16 protein-coding genes are annotated in these 19,144 nt (G+C 37.5%); 15 read left to right on the top strand and 1 reads right to left on the bottom strand.

Annotation, left to right across the window (positions count from 1 at the left end; all coding sequences use genetic code 11):
- The first annotated feature begins 67 nt into the window (after window positions 1-67).
- The 14 genes from rpoC (at window position 68) to V0410_RS12430 (ending at window position 17,456) form a co-directional block, all read left to right on the top strand.
- Window positions 68-4,333: a DNA-directed RNA polymerase subunit beta' gene (gene rpoC, locus V0410_RS12495; RefSeq protein ID WP_110008212.1), complete on the top strand. Its 4,266-nt coding sequence runs from the start codon at window positions 68-70 to the stop codon at window positions 4,331-4,333.
- An 87-nt stretch (window positions 4,334-4,420) separates the two neighbouring features.
- Entirely contained in the window at window positions 4,421-4,726 is a 306-nt protein-coding gene (locus V0410_RS12490; RefSeq protein ID WP_002976436.1) for a DUF3467 domain-containing protein, read from the top strand.
- Between the two features lie 207 nt (window positions 4,727-4,933).
- Window positions 4,934-7,774, top strand: coding sequence for a T9SS type A sorting domain-containing protein (locus V0410_RS12485; protein WP_330743464.1), 2,841 nt, complete (start codon window positions 4,934-4,936; stop codon window positions 7,772-7,774).
- A 3-nt stretch (window positions 7,775-7,777) separates the two neighbouring features.
- Complete coding sequence (locus V0410_RS12480) at window positions 7,778-8,248, top strand: hypothetical protein (RefSeq protein ID WP_330743463.1); 471 nt, start codon at window positions 7,778-7,780, stop codon at window positions 8,246-8,248.
- 71 nt (window positions 8,249-8,319) lie between these two features.
- Complete coding sequence (locus V0410_RS12475) at window positions 8,320-8,823, top strand: hypothetical protein (RefSeq protein WP_330743461.1); 504 nt, start codon at window positions 8,320-8,322, stop codon at window positions 8,821-8,823.
- Window positions 8,824-8,855: 32 nt separating this feature from the next.
- Entirely contained in the window at window positions 8,856-11,039 is a 2,184-nt protein-coding gene (locus V0410_RS12470) for a TonB-dependent receptor (RefSeq protein WP_330743459.1), read from the top strand.
- 204 nt (window positions 11,040-11,243) lie between these two features.
- Entirely contained in the window at window positions 11,244-11,894 is a 651-nt protein-coding gene (locus tag V0410_RS12465) for a Crp/Fnr family transcriptional regulator (protein ID WP_330743457.1), read from the top strand.
- Window positions 11,895-12,019: 125 nt separating this feature from the next.
- The gene (locus V0410_RS12460; protein WP_330743455.1) at window positions 12,020-12,862 is read left to right on the top strand and encodes a DUF5777 family beta-barrel protein; all 843 of its coding nucleotides are present in this window, start codon (window positions 12,020-12,022) and stop codon (window positions 12,860-12,862) included.
- A 1-nt stretch (window position 12,863) separates the two neighbouring features.
- A complete protein-coding gene (locus tag V0410_RS12455; protein WP_330743453.1) occupies window positions 12,864-13,211 on the top strand; it encodes a hypothetical protein in 348 nt (115 codons plus the stop codon).
- An 11-nt stretch (window positions 13,212-13,222) separates the two neighbouring features.
- Window positions 13,223-13,768 carry a YceI family protein gene (locus V0410_RS12450; protein ID WP_330743451.1) on the top strand — a complete coding sequence of 182 codons (546 nt, stop codon included), beginning with the start codon at window positions 13,223-13,225 and terminating at the stop codon, window positions 13,766-13,768.
- Window positions 13,765-14,289, top strand: a complete 525-nt coding sequence (locus V0410_RS12445; RefSeq protein ID WP_330743449.1) for an ankyrin repeat domain-containing protein — start codon at window positions 13,765-13,767, stop codon at window positions 14,287-14,289. The genes V0410_RS12450 and V0410_RS12445 overlap by 4 nt, the downstream gene beginning before the upstream one ends.
- Before the next feature lies 1 nt (window position 14,290).
- Entirely contained in the window at window positions 14,291-15,040 is a 750-nt protein-coding gene (locus V0410_RS12440) for a DOMON domain-containing protein (RefSeq protein ID WP_330743447.1), read from the top strand.
- A gap of 175 nt (window positions 15,041-15,215) precedes the next feature.
- The gene (locus tag V0410_RS12435) at window positions 15,216-15,941 is read left to right on the top strand and encodes a GNAT family N-acetyltransferase (protein WP_330743445.1); all 726 of its coding nucleotides are present in this window, start codon (window positions 15,216-15,218) and stop codon (window positions 15,939-15,941) included.
- Between the two features lie 231 nt (window positions 15,942-16,172).
- Complete coding sequence (locus V0410_RS12430; RefSeq protein ID WP_330743441.1) at window positions 16,173-17,456, top strand: alkaline phosphatase family protein; 1,284 nt, start codon at window positions 16,173-16,175, stop codon at window positions 17,454-17,456.
- A gap of 277 nt (window positions 17,457-17,733) precedes the next feature.
- Here the strand turns inward: V0410_RS12430 and V0410_RS12425 are convergent, their stop codons facing one another.
- The gene (locus tag V0410_RS12425) at window positions 17,734-18,612 is read right to left on the bottom strand and encodes an NAD(P)H-binding protein (RefSeq protein ID WP_330743440.1); all 879 of its coding nucleotides are present in this window, start codon (window positions 18,610-18,612) and stop codon (window positions 17,734-17,736) included.
- A gap of 82 nt (window positions 18,613-18,694) precedes the next feature.
- Between V0410_RS12425 and V0410_RS12420 the strand changes: the two genes are divergently transcribed.
- The gene (locus V0410_RS12420) at window positions 18,695-19,123 is read left to right on the top strand and encodes a winged helix-turn-helix transcriptional regulator (RefSeq protein ID WP_330743439.1); all 429 of its coding nucleotides are present in this window, start codon (window positions 18,695-18,697) and stop codon (window positions 19,121-19,123) included.
- Window positions 19,124-19,144 lie beyond the last annotated feature (21 nt).

The following is a 19,144-nucleotide window of genomic DNA, read 5'->3' as shown; positions in this document are numbered from 1 at the left end:
TCCTTGAATTTGGAATGATGATTTCGTCTGAAATCTGAAATCTGAAATCTAAAATCTAAAAAAAATTATGTCAAATAAAAATAAATCAAGTAGATTTAATAAAATAACCATCGGTTTAGCTTCACCGGAGTCTATTTTACAAGACTCAAGAGGGGAGGTTTTAAAACCGGAAACTATTAACTACAGAACTCACAAGCCTGAAAGAGACGGGCTATTTTGTGAGAAAATCTTTGGTCCTGTAAAGGATTACGAATGTGCTTGTGGTAAATACAAGAGAATTCGTTATAAAGGGATCGTTTGTGACCGTTGTGGAGTAGAAGTTACTGAGAAAAAAGTAAGAAGAGAGAGAATCGGGCACATCAACCTTGTAGTTCCAATTGCACACATCTGGTATTTCCGTTCATTACCAAACAAAATCGGATACCTTTTAGGAATTCCTTCTAAGAAATTAGATATGATCATCTACTACGAAAGATATGTGGTGATCCAGCAGGGTATTGCTAAAAAATTAGACGGTTCTGATTTTGAAAATATGGAATTCCTTACAGAAGAAGAGTACCTTGATATCATGGAAACTCTTCCTGTAGAAAACCAGTATCTTGATGATTCTGATCCAAACAAATTCATCGCCAGAATGGGGGCTGAAGCTGTGGAAGATCTTTTAAAAAGAATTGATCTTGATGCATTGTCTTTCGACTTGAGACACAAAGCTCACAACGAAGGTTCAAAACAAAGAAGAACAGAAGCTCTTAAGAGATTGAACGTTGTAGAAGCATTAAGAGGTGCTAATACAAGAATGATCAACAGACCAGAGTGGATGATCATGCGTGTACTTCCTGTTATCCCACCAGAACTAAGACCATTGGTTCCATTGGATGGAGGACGTTTCGCAACTTCTGACCTGAATGACCTTTACAGAAGAGTTATCATCAGAAATAACCGTTTGAAGAGATTATTGGAGATCAAAGCTCCTGAAGTAATCTTGAGAAACGAGAAGCGTATGCTTCAGGAATCTGTAGATTCATTATTCGATAACACAAGAAAATCTTCTGCAGTAAAATCGGAATCAAACAGACCGTTGAAATCACTTTCTGATTCATTGAAAGGTAAGCAAGGTCGTTTCCGTCAGAACTTACTGGGGAAAAGGGTTGACTACTCTGCGCGTTCGGTAATTGTTGTAGGTCCAAACTTACAGCTTCACGAATGTGGTATTCCTAAAGATATGGCAGCTGAACTTTACAAACCGTTCATCATCAGAAAACTGATTGAAAGAGGAATTGTAAAAACAGTAAAATCTGCAAAGAGAATTATCGACAGAAAAGAACCGGTAGTTTATGATATCCTTGAAAACGTGATGAAAGGTCACCCTGTTCTATTGAACAGAGCACCTACGCTTCACAGACTGGGTATTCAGGCTTTCCAACCTAAGATGATCGAAGGTAAGGCAATCCAGCTACACCCGTTAGTAACTACGGCCTTCAACGCCGATTTCGATGGTGACCAGATGGCGGTACACTTGCCACTAGGACCAGAAGCGATCCTTGAAGCTCAGTTATTGATGTTAGGTTCTCAGAACATCCTGAACCCTGCAAACGGTTCTCCAATTACAGTACCATCTCAGGACATGGTTCTTGGTCTTTATTTCATGACTAAAGAATTAAGCTCTACAGAGACGATGAAAGTAAAAGGAGAAGGTCTTGCATTCTATTCTCCTGAAGAAGCAGAAATTGCTTATGCTGAAGGAAGAGTATCTTTAAATGCTAAAGTAAGATGTAGACTACCTATCAAAGAAGATGGAGAAATCGTTACAAGATTGATCGAAACTTCTGTAGGTAGAATCCTGTTCAACCAGATTGTACCTAAGCAGGTAGGATATATCAATGAACTTCTGACTAAGAAATCATTGAGAAACGTTATCGGTAAGATCCTTGCTGATACGGATTTCCCTACAACTGTTAAGTTCCTTGATGCAATGAAAGACCTAGGGTATTCAAACGCATTCAAAGGAGGTCTTTCTTTCTCACTAGGGGATATTGTAGTTCCTGTTGAGAAAAAGCAGATGATTGCACAATCAATTGAAACTGTAGACGAAATTAGAGCTAACTATAACATGGGTCTAATTACCGATACAGAACGTTATAACCAGGTAATCGACGTTTGGACAAATACCAACGCAGGATTAACTGAAATGATCATGAGCAGAATGAAAACTGACCAAGGTGGTTTCAACTCTGTATACATGATGCTTGACTCTGGAGCGAGGGGTTCTAAAGAACAGATCCGTCAGTTATCAGGGATGAGAGGTTTGATGGCAAAACCGCAGAAAGCCGGTTCTACCGGAGCGGAGATCATCGAAAACCCGATCCTTGCCAACTTTAAGGAAGGTCTTTCGATTCTAGAGTACTTTATCTCTACCCACGGTGCTCGTAAGGGTCTTGCGGATACCGCTCTTAAGACAGCTGATGCCGGTTACTTAACGAGAAGATTGGTAGACGTTGCACAGGACGTTATCGTTACAGAAGACGACTGTGGAACTCTAAGAGGTACAGAAGTTACTGCACTTAAGAAAAATGACGAGATCGTTGAAAGAATCTCTGAAAGAATCTTAGGTAGAGTATCTCTTCATAATATTTACGATCCTGAAACTGACGAGCTTATCGCAAGTGCAGATCAGGTGATCATTGAATCTTTGGCAAAGAGAATCGAAGAAGCTGGATTAGAAGCAGTGGAGGTTCGTTCACCATTAACTTGTGAAGCTAAGAAAGGTATCTGTGCGAAATGTTACGGTAGAAACCTGGCAACAGGTAAAGTGATTCACATGGGTGAAGCGGTAGGTGTAATTGCAGCACAATCCATTGGGGAACCAGGTACTCAGCTTACGTTGAGAACCTTCCACCAGGGGGGTACTGCAGGTAACGTATCAGAAAACCCATCTATCGTTGCAAGAAGAGATGGTATCGTAGAAATGGATGAAGTAAGAACTATTACTTCAGAAGATGAAAACGGTAATACAGCTGAGGTTGTGGTTTCCCGTTCAACAGAATTCAGATTAGTTGCTGATAATGAGTCCAGAACTCCATTAATGGTAGCTAATGTACCTTACGGATCTATATTATCTGTAAAACCAGGTGATAAAGTGAAGAAAGGAGATACAATCTGTCGTTGGGATCCATATAACGCGGTTATCATTGCTGAAACTTCAGGTAAGGTAGAATACGAGGATATCATCCAGGGTATTTCATTCCAGCTTGAAATTGACGAACAAACAGGATTTGAAGAGAAAGTAATCTCTGAATCCAGAAATAAGAAAGCCGTACCTACCCTTAAGGTGGTAGACTCTAAAGGAGTTGAGCAAAAAGCTTACAACTTACCGGTAGGAGCCCACTTAATGGTTAACGATGGTGAAAAAATTAAGGCTGGTAAAGTCTTAATCAAGATCCCAAGAAAATCTGCAAAAGCAGGGGATATCACCGGAGGTCTTCCGAGAGTTACCGAATTATTCGAAGCAAGAAACCCATCAAACCCAGCGGTTGTTACTGAAATCGACGGGGTAGTTTCTTACGGAAAAATCAAGAGAGGTAACCGTGAACTTATTGTTGAGGCTAAAACTGGAGAAAGAAAAATTTACTTGGTAAAACTTTCCAACCAGATTCTTGTTCAGGAGAATGACTTCGTAAGAGCAGGTTCTCCACTTTCTGACGGTTCTATCACACCGGAAGATATCTTAAGAATTAAAGGTCCAACTGCCGTTCAGGAATACTTAGTAAACGAAATTCAGGAAGTTTACCGTCTACAGGGGGTAAAAATCGACGACAAGCACTTCGAAATTATCGTAAGACAGATGATGACGAAAGTATCTATCGTAGATGGAGGTGATACTCAATTCCTTGAAGGAGCTCTTGAACATAAGTATGACTTCCTTGAAGAAAACAACAGAGTATTCGGTCTTAAAGTAGTAGTAGATGCTGGTGATTCTAAAGAATTCAAGCCAGGTCAGATGATTACTGCAAGAGAATTAAGAGACGAGAACTCTAAGTTGAAGCGTGAAGATTTAGCATTGGTAGAAGTAAGAGAAGCTCTTCCTGCTACGGCAACTCCGGTACTGCAAGGTATTACAAGAGCTGCCCTTCAGACTAAATCATTCATGTCTGCAGCATCATTCCAGGAAACAACTAAAGTTCTTAACGAAGCAGCGGTTGCTGGTAAGATAGACGATCTTAACGGTCTTAAAGAAAATGTAATTGTAGGTCACAGAATCCCTGCAGGTACAGGTCTCAAAGAATATCAGAACGTTATTGTTGGTTCTAAGAAAGAATTCGAAGACCTTAACTAAAATTAATGATTTGAAATTTGGGATTTGAAATTATTTTTATATTTTCACAATCTCAAATTTCGAATTTTAAAAACATAATTTATAACAATGGACAACAATCAAAATCCACAAGACGGAAACATCAACATCGAATTAAACGAAATGGTAGCGGCTGGTATCTATGCTAACCTTGCATTGGTAAACCACTCTCCATCTGAATTTGTAGTAGACTTTATTCAGTTGATGCCAGGTGTTCAGCAGGCTAAAGTAAGATCAAGAGTAATTCTTGCTCCACTTCACGCTAAAAGAGTATTAAACGCTCTTCAACAGAACATCGCTAACTACGAGCAGCAGTTCGGAGAAATCAAAGAAGTTGAGCCTTTCGTATTAGGAGGAAACAACGTTCAAGCGTAAGATTTCTTTTGTAATCATATAATTGCCCCGGATTTATCCGGGGCTTTTTGTTTTTTAATTAAAAAAATAAGCATTTTAATTAAAAAATAAAAAACGCCCAAATAGGTATTTGATATGTTTATGGTAGTTTTTTATTTATATTCATAATGTATTTTTGTTTTTATTGAATATTTAATATTTATTTTTAATATATTTGAAAAAAAACAAATGAAACTGAAAATCTATCCTATCGTAGCGGTATTATTCTGCACTTTTACTAATGCACAGCAAAATACGCTTAATAATAATCAAAAACATTTACAGAAATTGTATGCCCAGTACGGCAAGAACCTTAAACAGCTGCATAAAACTGCCAGGGCTGCTGGAATACCTCCTAATGAATATTATGAGGAAGATTACAAAAGAACAATGGATCCGGTTACCGGAAGGACCTATTTTGAGAAACTGGTAAAAATAAATCATGATATATTGTCAGGTAAATATCGTTCTGAAAAGCCTATGTCATTTATTTCCAGTAATCATCATTCTTCCACCGGAAAAATTATTAATGAACCCTGGATTGAAAGAGGACCTTATGATGTAGGAGGACGAACAAGGGCTATTATGTATGACCCTAATGATACTACCGGCAAAAGAGTCTTTGCGGGCGGAATTTCCGGTGGACTTTGGGTTAATCAGGATCCTTCTGTAAGTACAAATGAATGGCAGCCACTCAGTACATTCTGGGCCAATACTTCGGTTTCAAGCATTACTTACGATCCAAACAATCCGAAGGTATTTTATGTTGGTACAGGGGAATGTGAAACGGGTGATGCTAAAGGATCCGGAATCTGGAAATCGACGGATGGAGGTGCTACCTGGACACAGATATTTACCATACCGGTAACCTATTCGAATGGAATAGTAAATGGAAACTTTTATATTAATGATATTAAAGTTAGAAATAATAATGGAATTTCGGAGGTATATGCAGGGGTAAGCGGAACTTATGTAGGGACCCCTACTTTTGTTGCGGGATGGAATGGAATATATCAGGCTGGGTTATATAAATCAACTGATGGAGGGGTTACATTTAACAAAAATACTAATTTACTGGCCTTAGATACAACAACAAATGCAGCCGGTACAACCGGATATTCTATACAACAGATAGAAATAGGAGCAGATAATGCTGTATGGGTTTCTACAAGAACTTCAAGGCTTTCCAATGTAGACTCAGGAGGAAGAATTTTTAAATCTGCAGACGGAAATACTTTTAATCAGGTATATAATGTCGGAAATGCAGGAGCAAGAGTTAATTTTTGCCTTTCCAAAACAAATGCTAATAAAGTGTATGCTTTTATGCAGGGAAGCTCTACTACTACAGAACCAATCAGAATTGCACGTTCTGTTGACGGAGGAGTGACATGGCAGGCTACCAATGATGCAGCACCTGTTTTGACATTACCTGCGCCTACAGATACAGCTATTCCTGCTAATGATTTCACCCGGAGACAATCTTTTTATGATCTTGTGATTGCAGCAGATCCTCAGGATGACAATACAGTGTATATCGGAGGTGTTGATCTGTATAAATCTACGAACGGAGGAGGTACATGGAGTCAGATTTCAAAATGGTCCAATAATAACAATATGGCCACTTTGCAGGTTTCTACAGTTCATGCGGACCAGCATGCAATCATATTCAATCCTTATAATAATTACGCAACCGGGCAAATGCTTTTTGGAAATGATGGAGGAATCTATTATGCTGCCAATAAAACCAATATTGGGACTGTAGATGGCTTTGTTGCAAGAAATACCAGGTATAATGTAACACAGTTCTACACAGCAATGCTTAATCCGACAAAAACTCCGGTAGATGAAGAATTATTGGCCGGGGCTCAGGATAATGGTTCATGGTGGCTTTATGGTGCGCCACAATCCAATAACTTTCTTTCCAAGTTTGCTGGTACAGGGGGAGATGGTATGTACACAGAGTACGATGATCTGGACACATATGAAATTTCGAGCTATACTTATAACAATCATTATTTATTGACTAACAATGTATCTAGTCTTATCGCCGGTACCAATGCAAATTTAGGACATTTCGCCAATGAAATAGCTTTGGATAGAAAAAATGATACCTTCTATTCTTACCGTTCCGGGCTTACGCTTTTCAGAACAAGCGGACTTTCCGGTACTGCTACATCATTCACTAATAATGTGGTTACTGTAGGAACAGCACAGTCCGGGGAGCAGATATCTTGGATGAAAGTATCTCCTTATACAACTGCTTCCACCACACTTTTTGTAGGAACCAATCTGGGGAGAATCTTTAAAATAGCAAATGCAAATACCACAGCATACACAGCAACTCTGTTAACATCACCAATAGCAGGAACTATTTCTGATATCGAGTTTGGAGCAAATGAAAATGAGATGATGGTGACACTTTTCAATTATAACCTCACCAGCGTTTTCTATTCTACAGATGGAGGGACAACCTGGCAGAACAAAGAAGGAAACCTTCCTGATATGCCGGTAAGAACTATACTCAGAAATCCAGACAATCCCAATGAAGTATTAGTAGGAACAGAAATGGGAGTTTGGGGAACTACTAATTTCCTGGATTTAACTCCTGAATGGTCTTCAGTAACTGGAAATATAGGGAATGTGAGAATTACTAATCTGGATTACAGACCTGCTACTAAAACAGTATTGGTTTCTACTTACGGAAGAGGAGCCTGGACAACGCAGAATACGCTGACTCAATTGTCAACCACAGAGACCCAATTTAAAAAGAATATGAATATTATATATCCGAATCCTTCAAAAGGGATTTCCCATTTGAGATTTGATACAGCTAAATGCAACAGCGTGGATATAAGTATTGTGGATGCATCAGGCAGGCTGGTGTATAGTAAGAAAAATGTAAAATCTGATGAAGAGTTCGGACAAAAAATGTTATCTGGAAATTATATACTGAAAGCCGAATATAAAGGTGAAGTTGTATATAGTGGCAACTTCCTGGTATTGGGACCTAAAGGAGGAGATAATGACTAAAAAATGAATAATCAATTATATTTAACTGTGTTTTGGATGCTGGCTTCCTGCGGGATGCCGGTATCCTCTTTATATCAGGATGAAGTAATATCAGTCATCTCTGCTGAGAAAACAGAATGGGCAGGAGGAAGATCAGGAGTAAAGGGAATCATGTATACCGTTAAAGTAAAGAAAAATAATAACAGTATAGTTACGGTAAAAACACTGAGGGCAGAAGGAAATACTATTCCGTTTATTCAAGATAATATTGGAAATACAATTATGGTAAGAGGCAATCTTCAGTATAAAAATGAAGATGAAACCAAAATGGCTGATCAGGTGCCGGCAGGAAAACCTGATGAAAATCCTGTTTCCCTAAAAATAAATCCAAAAGACAATTGGATAGAATATAATGTACAAGGTTCACAGACGCTGCACAGAATAAACATTTCAAAATTTACTGCAGTTAATTTTTCCGGTGAGCCTGCTCCTTAATACCTGCTCCTTTGTACAAAAAACTATTTTCTATTGTATTGTGCCTTTCTGTTATCATATTTTTCAATAATATGATATATTCCGGTATTACTTTTCTGAAAAAAGAGTTGTATAAGAAGACACAATATAATATTACCAGGAGTAAATTCAAGGATTCAGAAACCGTGTTCTTTTCAGAAGCAGATATTGCAAATGTGGAGTGGAAAGAAAAGAAGGAGTTTATTCTTAACGGATATTCTTATGATATTATCCAAATACGGATTATTAATGGTGAAAAAAAATTCTTCTGTTATAGGGATAAAAAAGATATGATCATCAATTCCCTGGTAGATCTCTCAAAAAAGCTGGCTGTACAAAATATAGATTTACACAAGCATATCGACTTCCCTCTGCATCGTAAAAGTGGATGTAAAACCTCTCTTTTTTTTGCGGTTATTTCTCATAAAGAAGATGATGTTTCTGATAATTCAGATTTCAGAATACTCCCGGACTATAATTTTCCATCAGCAAATACATCCTATATATCCATTATTCCTCCTCCTCCTGAAATGTGTAGCCCATCAAAACAGATATGAATCGTATATTAATGGTAACACAAATTTGAATAATGAAAAAATATATATGCATGGCAGCGGTGTTAGGCTGCATTATAGCGCATGCTCAGCAAAATCAGGAGGGGACAATTGATGAAGTTAATATCCTGGGAAGAAAAAAAATAAAACAGGAACGTGCGGAATTTAAAAGACACGGACAGTCAGTAGAAACTCTTTCTGAGGAAGACCTTAACAGAAATAATCCGGCAGCAATAGATCAGACTTTATCCACCATGGCGGGACTGCAGGTCGATAAAAGAACCAATTTTGGAGGGCAGAGACTTGTTGTCCGGGGATATGGAAATGACCAGAAATTCAACAACTGGGGAGTGAAAGCATACTGGAATAATATACCGTTAACTACAGCAGAAGGAATCACTGTTCTGGATGATATGGATTTTGCTTATGTCAATAATGTAGAAGTTATTAAAGGTCCGGCAGCCACCATGTATGGAGGTGGAACAGGCGGAGCGGTCCGTTTTTATACAAGACCGGATTTTACAAAAGGAATTTCAGTTTCGGAAGATGTAATGTTGGGTGCTTTTAAAACCTTTCAATCCAGAACACAGCTGAATGCTGCAGATGAAAACTACTCTGTAAATGCTGCATATGGACATCTTGAAACGGATGGTTACAGACCCAATGGAGGTGGATTAAAAAACTTTTTCAATGTCAATGGTACAGTGAAATTAAGCAAAAAAGATCAGTTAAGTTTCCTTGCAAGTCAGGCTTATTCATACGAACACACTTCAGGACAGATTTCATATGACGATTACTATGCGGGGATTGATAATGGAAATGCAGCTTATATAAGTAAAAATGCCGGAACAAAAATAAAATCAACAAGAGTAGGATTAAGTAATACCGTAAGCCTCACTTCAAATTTAAGAAATTATACCACTCTGTTTTATTATAACGCAAACACGGAAAGTGTTTCCGCCGGAGCATATGGAGTGACAAGTTCCCCGAATGTAGGGCTGCGTTCTACTTTTACTTTGAAAAATGAATGTAAAGACTTTGAAAACCGGCTGGATTTTGGAGCAGAGATACAAAATTCTGCTTCTACAACTTCCAGCTATCGCTTTGACGGAACTAATCCATCACAACCATTACTGACCACAGGAATGTCCGGAGCATCTTATTTTAAGTATAATAATAATCAATCCACCTATTTTGTGATCGATTATCTGACGTATAAGCCCTGGGGACTTACATTATTAGCAGGAATAAGCGGTAACAGAACCAACTATGACAGGAAAGACCTTTTTGCTTTGCCAGGATTGGTAGTTGGGCGTAAGGACCAGTCTTTCAATAAGAAATATGACATGGCCTATACTCCTCACTTTGCCTTGCAAAAAGAATGGAAACACCAGATCTTTAATCTAAGCTATAGTGAAGGATATAATTCACCCACTGCAGCTTCTTCGTTTATAACTGCCACCAACACTGTAAATGATGATTTAAAACCTGAACGTGCAAGAATGCTGGACTTCAGTGTTCATGGTCTTTTACTGAATACAAAACTGGATTACCGTATTTCAGTATTCAGAATCGACTATTCCGATAAACTTACACAGCTGCTTTTACCAGGTAATACAAGTGGACAAACGTACTGGGCCAATACCGGAACTCAGAAAAATACAGGCCTTGAGTTTAGTATAGGATATCAGTACAGAACTGAAAACTCATTTATTGAGAGGATTGTTCCCTTTGTAAACCTTTCTTATTACGATACAAAATATAAAGATTTTTCAATCTATGATCCCAAATATCAAGACCCTGTTACAGGGAAGATTGTAGGGAAACTAATGGTATATGACCATAAAACTGTAGTAGGAGTTCCCAGAAATAAATATGCTGTAGGATTGGATATCTTTACCAAACCGGGATTTTATCTGGTGAATACCTATAATTATCTCGGAAATGTTTATTCTGACTTTAACAATTCCAATCTGGTAAAAGGTTTCGGATTGCTTAATTCAAAATTAGGGTTTAAAAAGTCATTCAATAAACTGGATCTCGATCTGTATGTGATGGGTAATAATCTTACCAGTCAGATTAATTATACATTTTTATTCTTAGGAAATAATATCAACGATTCAGATAAAGGAAGTAACTACACAGTTCCTACTGATCTCAATCCGGGACCTGGAAAAGCCTATTTCTTTTACGGATTCAATGTGAAATACAGATTTTAAATATACTTTTATATTCATAGATCTCTTTTTTACAACAAAATAAAAATGCCACAGTTCATGACTGTGGTTTTTTATTGAATTATACATCAATGAAATTCATATTGGATTTATCTAATTGTTAATTTTCTTTAATGAGATGGAAATATGTAGTAAGCATACATCAATTTTATATCTTTGTTTAAGAAAAAGCAGAAAATATAAGATATGATTGATAACTCGTTCGCTGTAAGTAAATTTGGCTTTTTGGGTGCCGAATTTTTATCTGAGCTTGAAAAACATGCTGTTGCTGTTGATATAAAAGCAAAAACAGAAATCATAAGAGAAGGGCAGAAGAATAAATTTGTCCCTTTCCTCATAAAAGGCTCTATCAAAGTCTTTACCCTTAATGACGGAAGAGAACTGATCTACTATTATATCAAACCGAAAGATAGCTGTCTCATGACCTTTTCATCCATTCTGACAGATTATATCAGCAGGGTATATGCCATTGCAGAAGAAGATTCGAAAGCGATTCTTATTCCTGTTTCTGTCATGCATGAGTGGCTTATCAGGTTTCCGGAAATCAATAAGCTGTTTTACCATGAATATGACCGAAGATTTTCAGAAGTGATGAATATGGTGAATGATGCTGTTTTCCATAAACTGGATAAAAGGGTTCTCAATTATATCAAACAACAGATTTCGTCTAAGGGAAACAATCCTATTAAGATCACCCATCGTGAAATTGCCAACAGTTTGGGGACTTCCAGAGAAGTTGTGAGCAGAGTTCTGAAAAAAATTGAAAGCGAGGGTGAAATTGTTCAGACTAAAGAAGGAATAAAAGTTCCTGTAAATGAAAATGTTAGAACAGTCTAATTTCAATTGTTTGAAAAGCTTATTTCTATTATTGATAAAAACAATTTGAGTGGTGACTTTTATCACCTGTTTTTGAATTGAGAACTCAATAAGTTTGTCATATCATAATTTAATTCAAATTGTATATGACAAAAACTCTCTTATTTTTGTCAATGTTTTCTTCAGGTCTTGCCTTTGCACAGGAAGATCTGCTGAAAGATATTGACACGGTTAAAACCAATACAGAAACCTCACAACCCGCCTTCAAGGCTCTTCAGATTGTAACAGGACAATCTACAAAACTGGCAGCCAAAAAAGAATGGTACATTATTGTTGCTCATAGATTTGGTGATATAAGCGCTGGATTTAAAGACTTTTTCGGTCTTGATCATGCTTCCACCAAACTAGGTGTTATCTATGGTATTTCAGACGCAGTATCTGTAAGCCTCTCCAGGGAAACCAATATGAAAACATTTGAAGGAGCCGTGAAATACAGGCTGGTAAAACAAAGTGAAAACTTCCCGGTGGATATTGTGGGGTATAACGTAATGGGAGCCAATACTGAACTGGATAAGGACACTTATCCTCACCTTACATTCAGTGACAGGCTTTCTTATCTTAGCCAGGCATTGATCTCAAGAAGATTCAGTGATAAGCTTTCCGTACAGCTTACGCCTTCCTTTGTGCATAAAAACCTTTACGAACCTACCATTGAAAACAAAAACCAGTTTCTGGCAGGGTTGGGAGGACGCTATAAAATTTCAAAACGGGTTTCTGTGAATGCAGAATACTTTGTGAATTTTGACGATCACAGTTTTTATAAAAACCCATTGTCATTAGGGGTAGATATAGAAACCGGAGGACACGTGTTCCAGCTTTTACTGACAAACTCCCAGATTAATTCTGATATCGGATATCTTACCAATGCCACAGGAGCATGGGGAAAGGGACATATTTTCTTTGGGTTTAATCTTTACAGAGTTTTTTAATATGAAAAAGCTAACATCCTTATTGATATTGTCGTCAGTAATCATAATGACGGCTTGTGACAGCAGAACTTACGAAGAGATTTCTGATAATACACCTATCACGGCACCTGTAAAATATACTTCAGATGTAAAACCCATTGTGGATAACAGCTGTATAGGCTGCCATTCTGCGGGAAGTTTTAAACCGCTGGTTACTTATGATCAGGTGAAAAATAATATTGACGGAATTTTAGACCGTATCCAAAGGCCTAATGGTGATCCCGGGAAAATGCCACAGGGAGGTTCATTATCTGCCGCTCAGATTAATATTTTCATCAAATGGAAAGCTGACGGATTACATGAAAATTAAAATAAATGATTATGAAAAAATTAGCATTATTAAGCGTATTACTACTCTCTGCGGGTTACGCTTCGGCACAAAAATATAGCTCTAAAACTGGAAAAGTAACTTTTGAAGCATCAGTACCTCTGTTTGACGATATCTTTGCCCAGGATGATAATAATATTGTGATTCTGAATGCAGATAACGGGGAAATGGCATCTGTTTCAACCGTTAAAAACTTTCATTTTAAAACAAAATTAATGGAAGAGCATTTCAATGAAAGCTATGCTGAATCTTCAAAATATCCTAAAACCACTTTCAAAGGGAAAATTGTCAACTTTGATAAAACAAAGCTTACCACAAGTCCTCAGAAATATACCGTTCAGGGAACGCTTAATTTTCATGGTGTGGACAAAGCTGTTACTTCTTCTGCCACATTATATGCAAAAGACGGCAAAATCTATATGCAGGGTGGGTTTGTAGCCAGACCGGTAGATTATAAGGTGACCATTCCGAAAATGGTAACCAAGAAAGTGGCTGAAAATGTCAACATCGAATATAACTATGTAATGGTAAAGCAATGAAAAATATAATCTTAGTATTGGGGCTGTTCCTGGGTTCATTGTTATCTGCCCAGGAAAAAACGAAATCAATATTTGATATTGCCAGAAGCGGAACGGTTGCTGAAGTACAGGAACTGATGAAACAGAACCCGGATGTGATCAATCAAAACAATGAACACGGATTTTCACCCCTTATTCTGGCCTGTTACAGAGGAAATACAGACGTTGCCGATTTTCTGATTGAAAATGTAAAAGATGTCAATTACAAAAGCCGTGAAGGAACGGCATTGGCAGGTCTGGCGATTAAATACAACAAAGACCTTGTAGAACATCTGCTTAAGAAAAAAGCAGATCCCAATATTGCAGATGAAACAGGATACACTCCTTTATTCTGGGCTGTAAAATCCGGAAATAAAGATCTGGTAGAACAGCTGCTGAAATATAAAGCAGATAAAACAAAGAAAGATTCAATGGGAATGACCCCTTTCGAATATGCATTACAAACCAATAACAAGGAAATTATTAATCTTTTAAAAAATTGATATGAAAAAAACTCTACTAACGCTTAGCGTGCTTTTTGCCAATTTCGCATTGGCACAGTTTTCGTCTGGAACGGTAAATTTACCGGCAACTTCCATGACGGTGAAATTAGATACGACTCCCTCTGGAGTAACGATTACGGTAACAGGTGACAGCAACTCTATGATGGGAATTGGTTTTGGAACTACAGGAATGGCAGTCGGTGCAGATGGTTTTATTTATAACGCTTCTGCCAACAGAGACTATTCTTTTAGCGGAGTTCCCAACACACCTTCAGCTGATGCATCTCAGGACTGGACAGAAACTTCGAACACCGTATCCGGATCTACAAGAACTGTAGTGGCAACAAGGTCACTTACAGGTGGAGCAGGAGATTTTGCCATTGCCAATGCTGCCGGAACCATCAATATTTTCTATTCCCGTAAAAGTGGAGGAACTTCTTTAGGATATCATGATGCAGGAAGAGGATATGCAACATTAACAATGACAGCTGCCACTTTATCTACCAGTGAAATTGCAGCCAATAGCAATAAGGTAAATCTATACCCTAATCCGGCAAAATCAACCGTTAATTTCAAAAATTCTGACAAAATAAAATCCGTTGATATCTACGAAGCAACAGGCAGAAAAGTGCTGTCAGTAAAACCGGATGGAGAAAGCATCAGTGTTGAAAATCTGAAATCAGGAAGTTATTATCTTGAAATTCAGCTTAAAGATGGAAGCACATCATATGAAAAACTGATCAAAGAATAATTTTTCGGAAAAAACACACCTCAATATTTAATAATGAATACCTCTGATTTTTCAGGGGTATCATTTTTTCTTAAAGTCCCGATTTCAGGGAGATTCCTTTAAAATTTATATATTTGTATATATCCTGATTCTTAATAAAGGAAAATTTTTTGACCTTATAATTTTTACGAGCCCTATGGAATTCAAAACCTTAGCAGAGATCACAATAGATGAACTTTTATCCGTATTCAATTACTCATTTTCTGATTATGTTGTTCCTTTTCACTTGACAAAAGAAGTGCTTGTTTCAAAAATTGCAGCAGAAAAATTAGATCTGAGTTTGTCTGCCGGAGCATTTGAAGAGGGGAAACTGGTTGGCTTTATCCTTCAGTCCGAAAAAATTGAAAACGGGGAGAAAATTATTTACAATGGCGGTACAGGAGTAGTTCCTGAAAGTAGGGGGAAAGGCCTGGTGAGAAAAATGTATGATTTTATTATTCCTGTTTTAAAGGATAGAAATGCCAATACCTTACTGCTTGAAGTGATTGAAGGAAATCAGCCTGCCATCAGAGCCTATGAAAATCTCGGATTTACAATTGTACGAAGATTACTTTGCTTCAACGGAAGTATTCAGCAGGGAAAAGAAAATGCTGAGGTTTCTATTAAGGATTTGAAAGAATTTCAATGGGAGTTGTTATGTTCTTTCTGGGATATTGAACCTTCATGGCAGGGATCTGTTTTCGTATTGGAACCGATGCCTGAGAATTATGTGACTTTAGGGGCTTATGAAGGGGAAAAGCTCGTCGGATATATTGTTTATGGCCCTGCATCGAAAAAAATATATCAGTTTGCTGTAGATAAGAATTACAGAAATCAAGGAATAGGTACAAAGCTCTTTAATGCTATCAGAGAAAAAAAATAATGGGCAGGCGATAGCGTTAAACAATGTGGATGATTCTTCAGAAAGTACTGGAAAGTTTCTTAGTGAAAAAATAGGACTGAACAACTGGCTGTCACAATTTGAAATGAAAAGGTCTATTTAAACAGCGATTAATTTTGATTCAAACAAAATAAGAGGTTTTAATATACTTTTAATCTCTTAAACTTTTCAGGGAGAAGGATAGGATGTAACTTTGCCGAAAATTTTAAATTAATGAAGCGAGGAATCCATTTTTTACTGCTGCTCATTTCCTTTACGGCTTTTGCCCAGCAAACCAGTATTGATACTGCCCAGGTTGTGATACCAGGAAGGCAAAATAATACTGAAGCACAGTCGAAACCTTATATGATCATGATATCAACGGATGGTTTCCGTTATGATTATGCTCAGAAATATAATGCTGAAAATCTTTTAAAACTGGCTAATGGCGGTGTAAAGGCTGAAGCAATGATTCCAAGCTATCCAAGCATTACTTTCCCCAACCACTGGAGTCTTATCACCGGGCTTTATCCTTCCCATCATGGTCTGATTGATAATTTTTTCTATGATTATAAGAGAAAAGAAGGATATGCGATGAGCAATAAGAAAAATGCTGAGGACGGGAGCTGGTACGGAGGAATTCCGCTTTGGGGGCTTGCTGAAAAACAGGGAATGGTGTCAGCCTCTTTAATGTGGGTAGGATCTGCCAGCGATGCAGGAGGGATGAGACCCACTTATTATTATCCATATCACGAAAAGTTCACGCCTTCCGAAAAGGTAGAAAAAGTGGTAAACTGGCTGAAACTGCCTGAAGATAAAAGACCTCATTTTATTTCATTGTACTTCCCGGAAGTAGATGGAAGCGGGCATCATTTTGGTCCTGATGCCAAAGAAACGGAAACAGCTGTTCATCTCATAGATCAGGCTATTGGTGATCTTGTTCAGAAAGTAAATGGCTTAGGATTAAAAAATGTTAACTTTGTTTTTGTTTCCGATCATGGGATGATTAAAGTAGACGGCGGTACACCTTTGGAAATTCCTGCTCTTCTTTTTGATAAAAACAGATTTGATTTTTATAATTCCCAGACTTTGTTGAGAGTTTATGTTAAAAATCCGGATGAGGTAAAAGTAGTTTACAAAGAACTGAAGGCTAATAAAACGGATGATTACGAAGTATATCTCGATAAAAAACTTCCCAGATACCTTCACTTTGCAACAAGAGACGACCAGTACAACAGAATAGGACAGATTCTTCTGATTCCTAAAGCCCCAAAAATATTTCTGGAAAAAGGTAAGAAAACATCTGTTGGAAAACACGGCTATAACCCTAAAGTGGTACCGGAAATGAAAGCGGTTTTCTTTGCCTGGGGACCGGAATTTAAAAACAATATGGTGATCAGCGAATTTGCGAACATCAATGTCTATCCATTGGTCGCTGAGGTTTTAGGATTAAAAATTGATCAGCCTATTGACGGGAAGCTGAAAGTTTTAAAAGAGGCCCTGAAAGAGAAGAAATAATTTTTAAAGATTAAAATATAATAGTATAAAACAAGATTCGGCGCACCAAAGGTGCGCCGAATCTTGTTTTATAAATTGATTTAGGAATTAAAAGCGTTAAAAAAATAAGTTTTGTGAACGTTAAGAAAATTCTACTGTTTGAAGCGCGGGAATTAAATTCGATACTAAATTAATAGTGAATCCACGCGAGTTTAGAATTTTTAGAGAGCAAAAATTATTTTTAGCATTTTAATTCCAGTCTTGAACTTTTGTTTCTTTTGTTTCAAGACAAAAGAAATTACAATTGAGAAGCAAATTCTTTGGCAAAATCTTCCAATTTAACACTTCCTGTAACCGGGGAACCATGATCAATAAAATCTTTCTGCACAACACCGGTTCTTATTCCTCTTCCCATTTCAACATATAGCTTAGCCATATCTTCAGGTAATCCTGCCTGCAGCATTCCGTTTAAAGAATCTTCATCAGAGAACTCTACCCATGGAAGTTCCGGCTTATTAACAGCAGAACCCAAAACTTTAGCAAAATCAGAGGCTTTTCTTATATCGCTTACAATATATCTGATAGTATTGGTATTTCCGTCGTTTACCAGTTCTTCTGCAGCAGCTTTCGCAATATCAGTTGGGTGTACAACTGGTACTTCAATACTCGCAGGATAATTTGCTCCAATGATTCCTGCATTTTGAATCAAAGGAATATCATTAAAAAAGTTATTGTAAAAGTATCCGGCTCTTAAAAAAGTAAAAGAAGTGTTCTCTGCTTCATTATATATTTTTTCAATATTGTGAAGACCGGCGATAGGGCCATTTTCTACCGGCGATTCTGCTCCTACGCTGCTTAGCATTACTGCTCTTTTCACTTGGGCATTTTTTAAAGCTTCAGCATAATTTTTTCCTGCATTGGTTGTGTTTTCCACGATCTTATCCGGACTGATAGCCGGAGGGGTCATTACAAAAACAGCATCAGCCCCTTCAAAAGTCTGAGTTAAAAAGTTAACGTCTGTGATAGATCCTATGGCTGGCGTTGCACCCATCGATTCAATATCCTGTTTTCTTGCCTCGCTGCTGCTTACTACTGTAATATTGTGCCCTTCTGCAATTAACTGTTGGGCTAATGGCTTAGCTACATTTCCTAGTGATCCTGTGATTACAATTTTCATATGTGAATATTTTTTTATTTCTGAGAACAAAGTTATATTTGTACTTACTTTTATACAAGTACTTACCCTAAAGTATGTAACTATGACAGCCATCAAAGAAAGTTCAACTATCCAGGAAAACAGAAAGACGGTACAGGATTGTCCTGTAATGTATGTTATGGAAAGAATCGGGGGATTCTGGAAACCTATTATCCTGTTCAATCTTTCCACAGGAGAAAAAAGATACAGTGAATTGAAAAAAGCAATTCCGGCCGTAACAGAAAAAATGCTCATCCAGCATTTGAAACAGCTGGAAGCAGACGGATTGATTATCAGAACGGCAAAACCGGTAATACCACCACATGTCACCTATAAACTGAGCGACGCAGGGAATGAACTGGCTCCTGTTATTGATGCCATGGCAGCCTGGGCATTTCAGGATATGGAAAGAAATGATAATAAATGTGCTGAAGGAAACAGATATATAACGAATCAGGATCAGAATGCTTTCAGCCAAAACCTGAAAAAATAAAACAGGCGCTTCGGAGTGAAG

The sequence above is a fragment of the Chryseobacterium sp. CP-77 genome (assembly GCF_036362765.1).
In the GTDB taxonomy this organism is placed as follows: domain Bacteria; phylum Bacteroidota; class Bacteroidia; order Flavobacteriales; family Weeksellaceae; genus Chryseobacterium; species Chryseobacterium cupriresistens.
The sequence above is the reverse complement of the archived record's forward strand: the minus strand, read 5'-3'. Positions and strand labels throughout refer to the sequence as shown.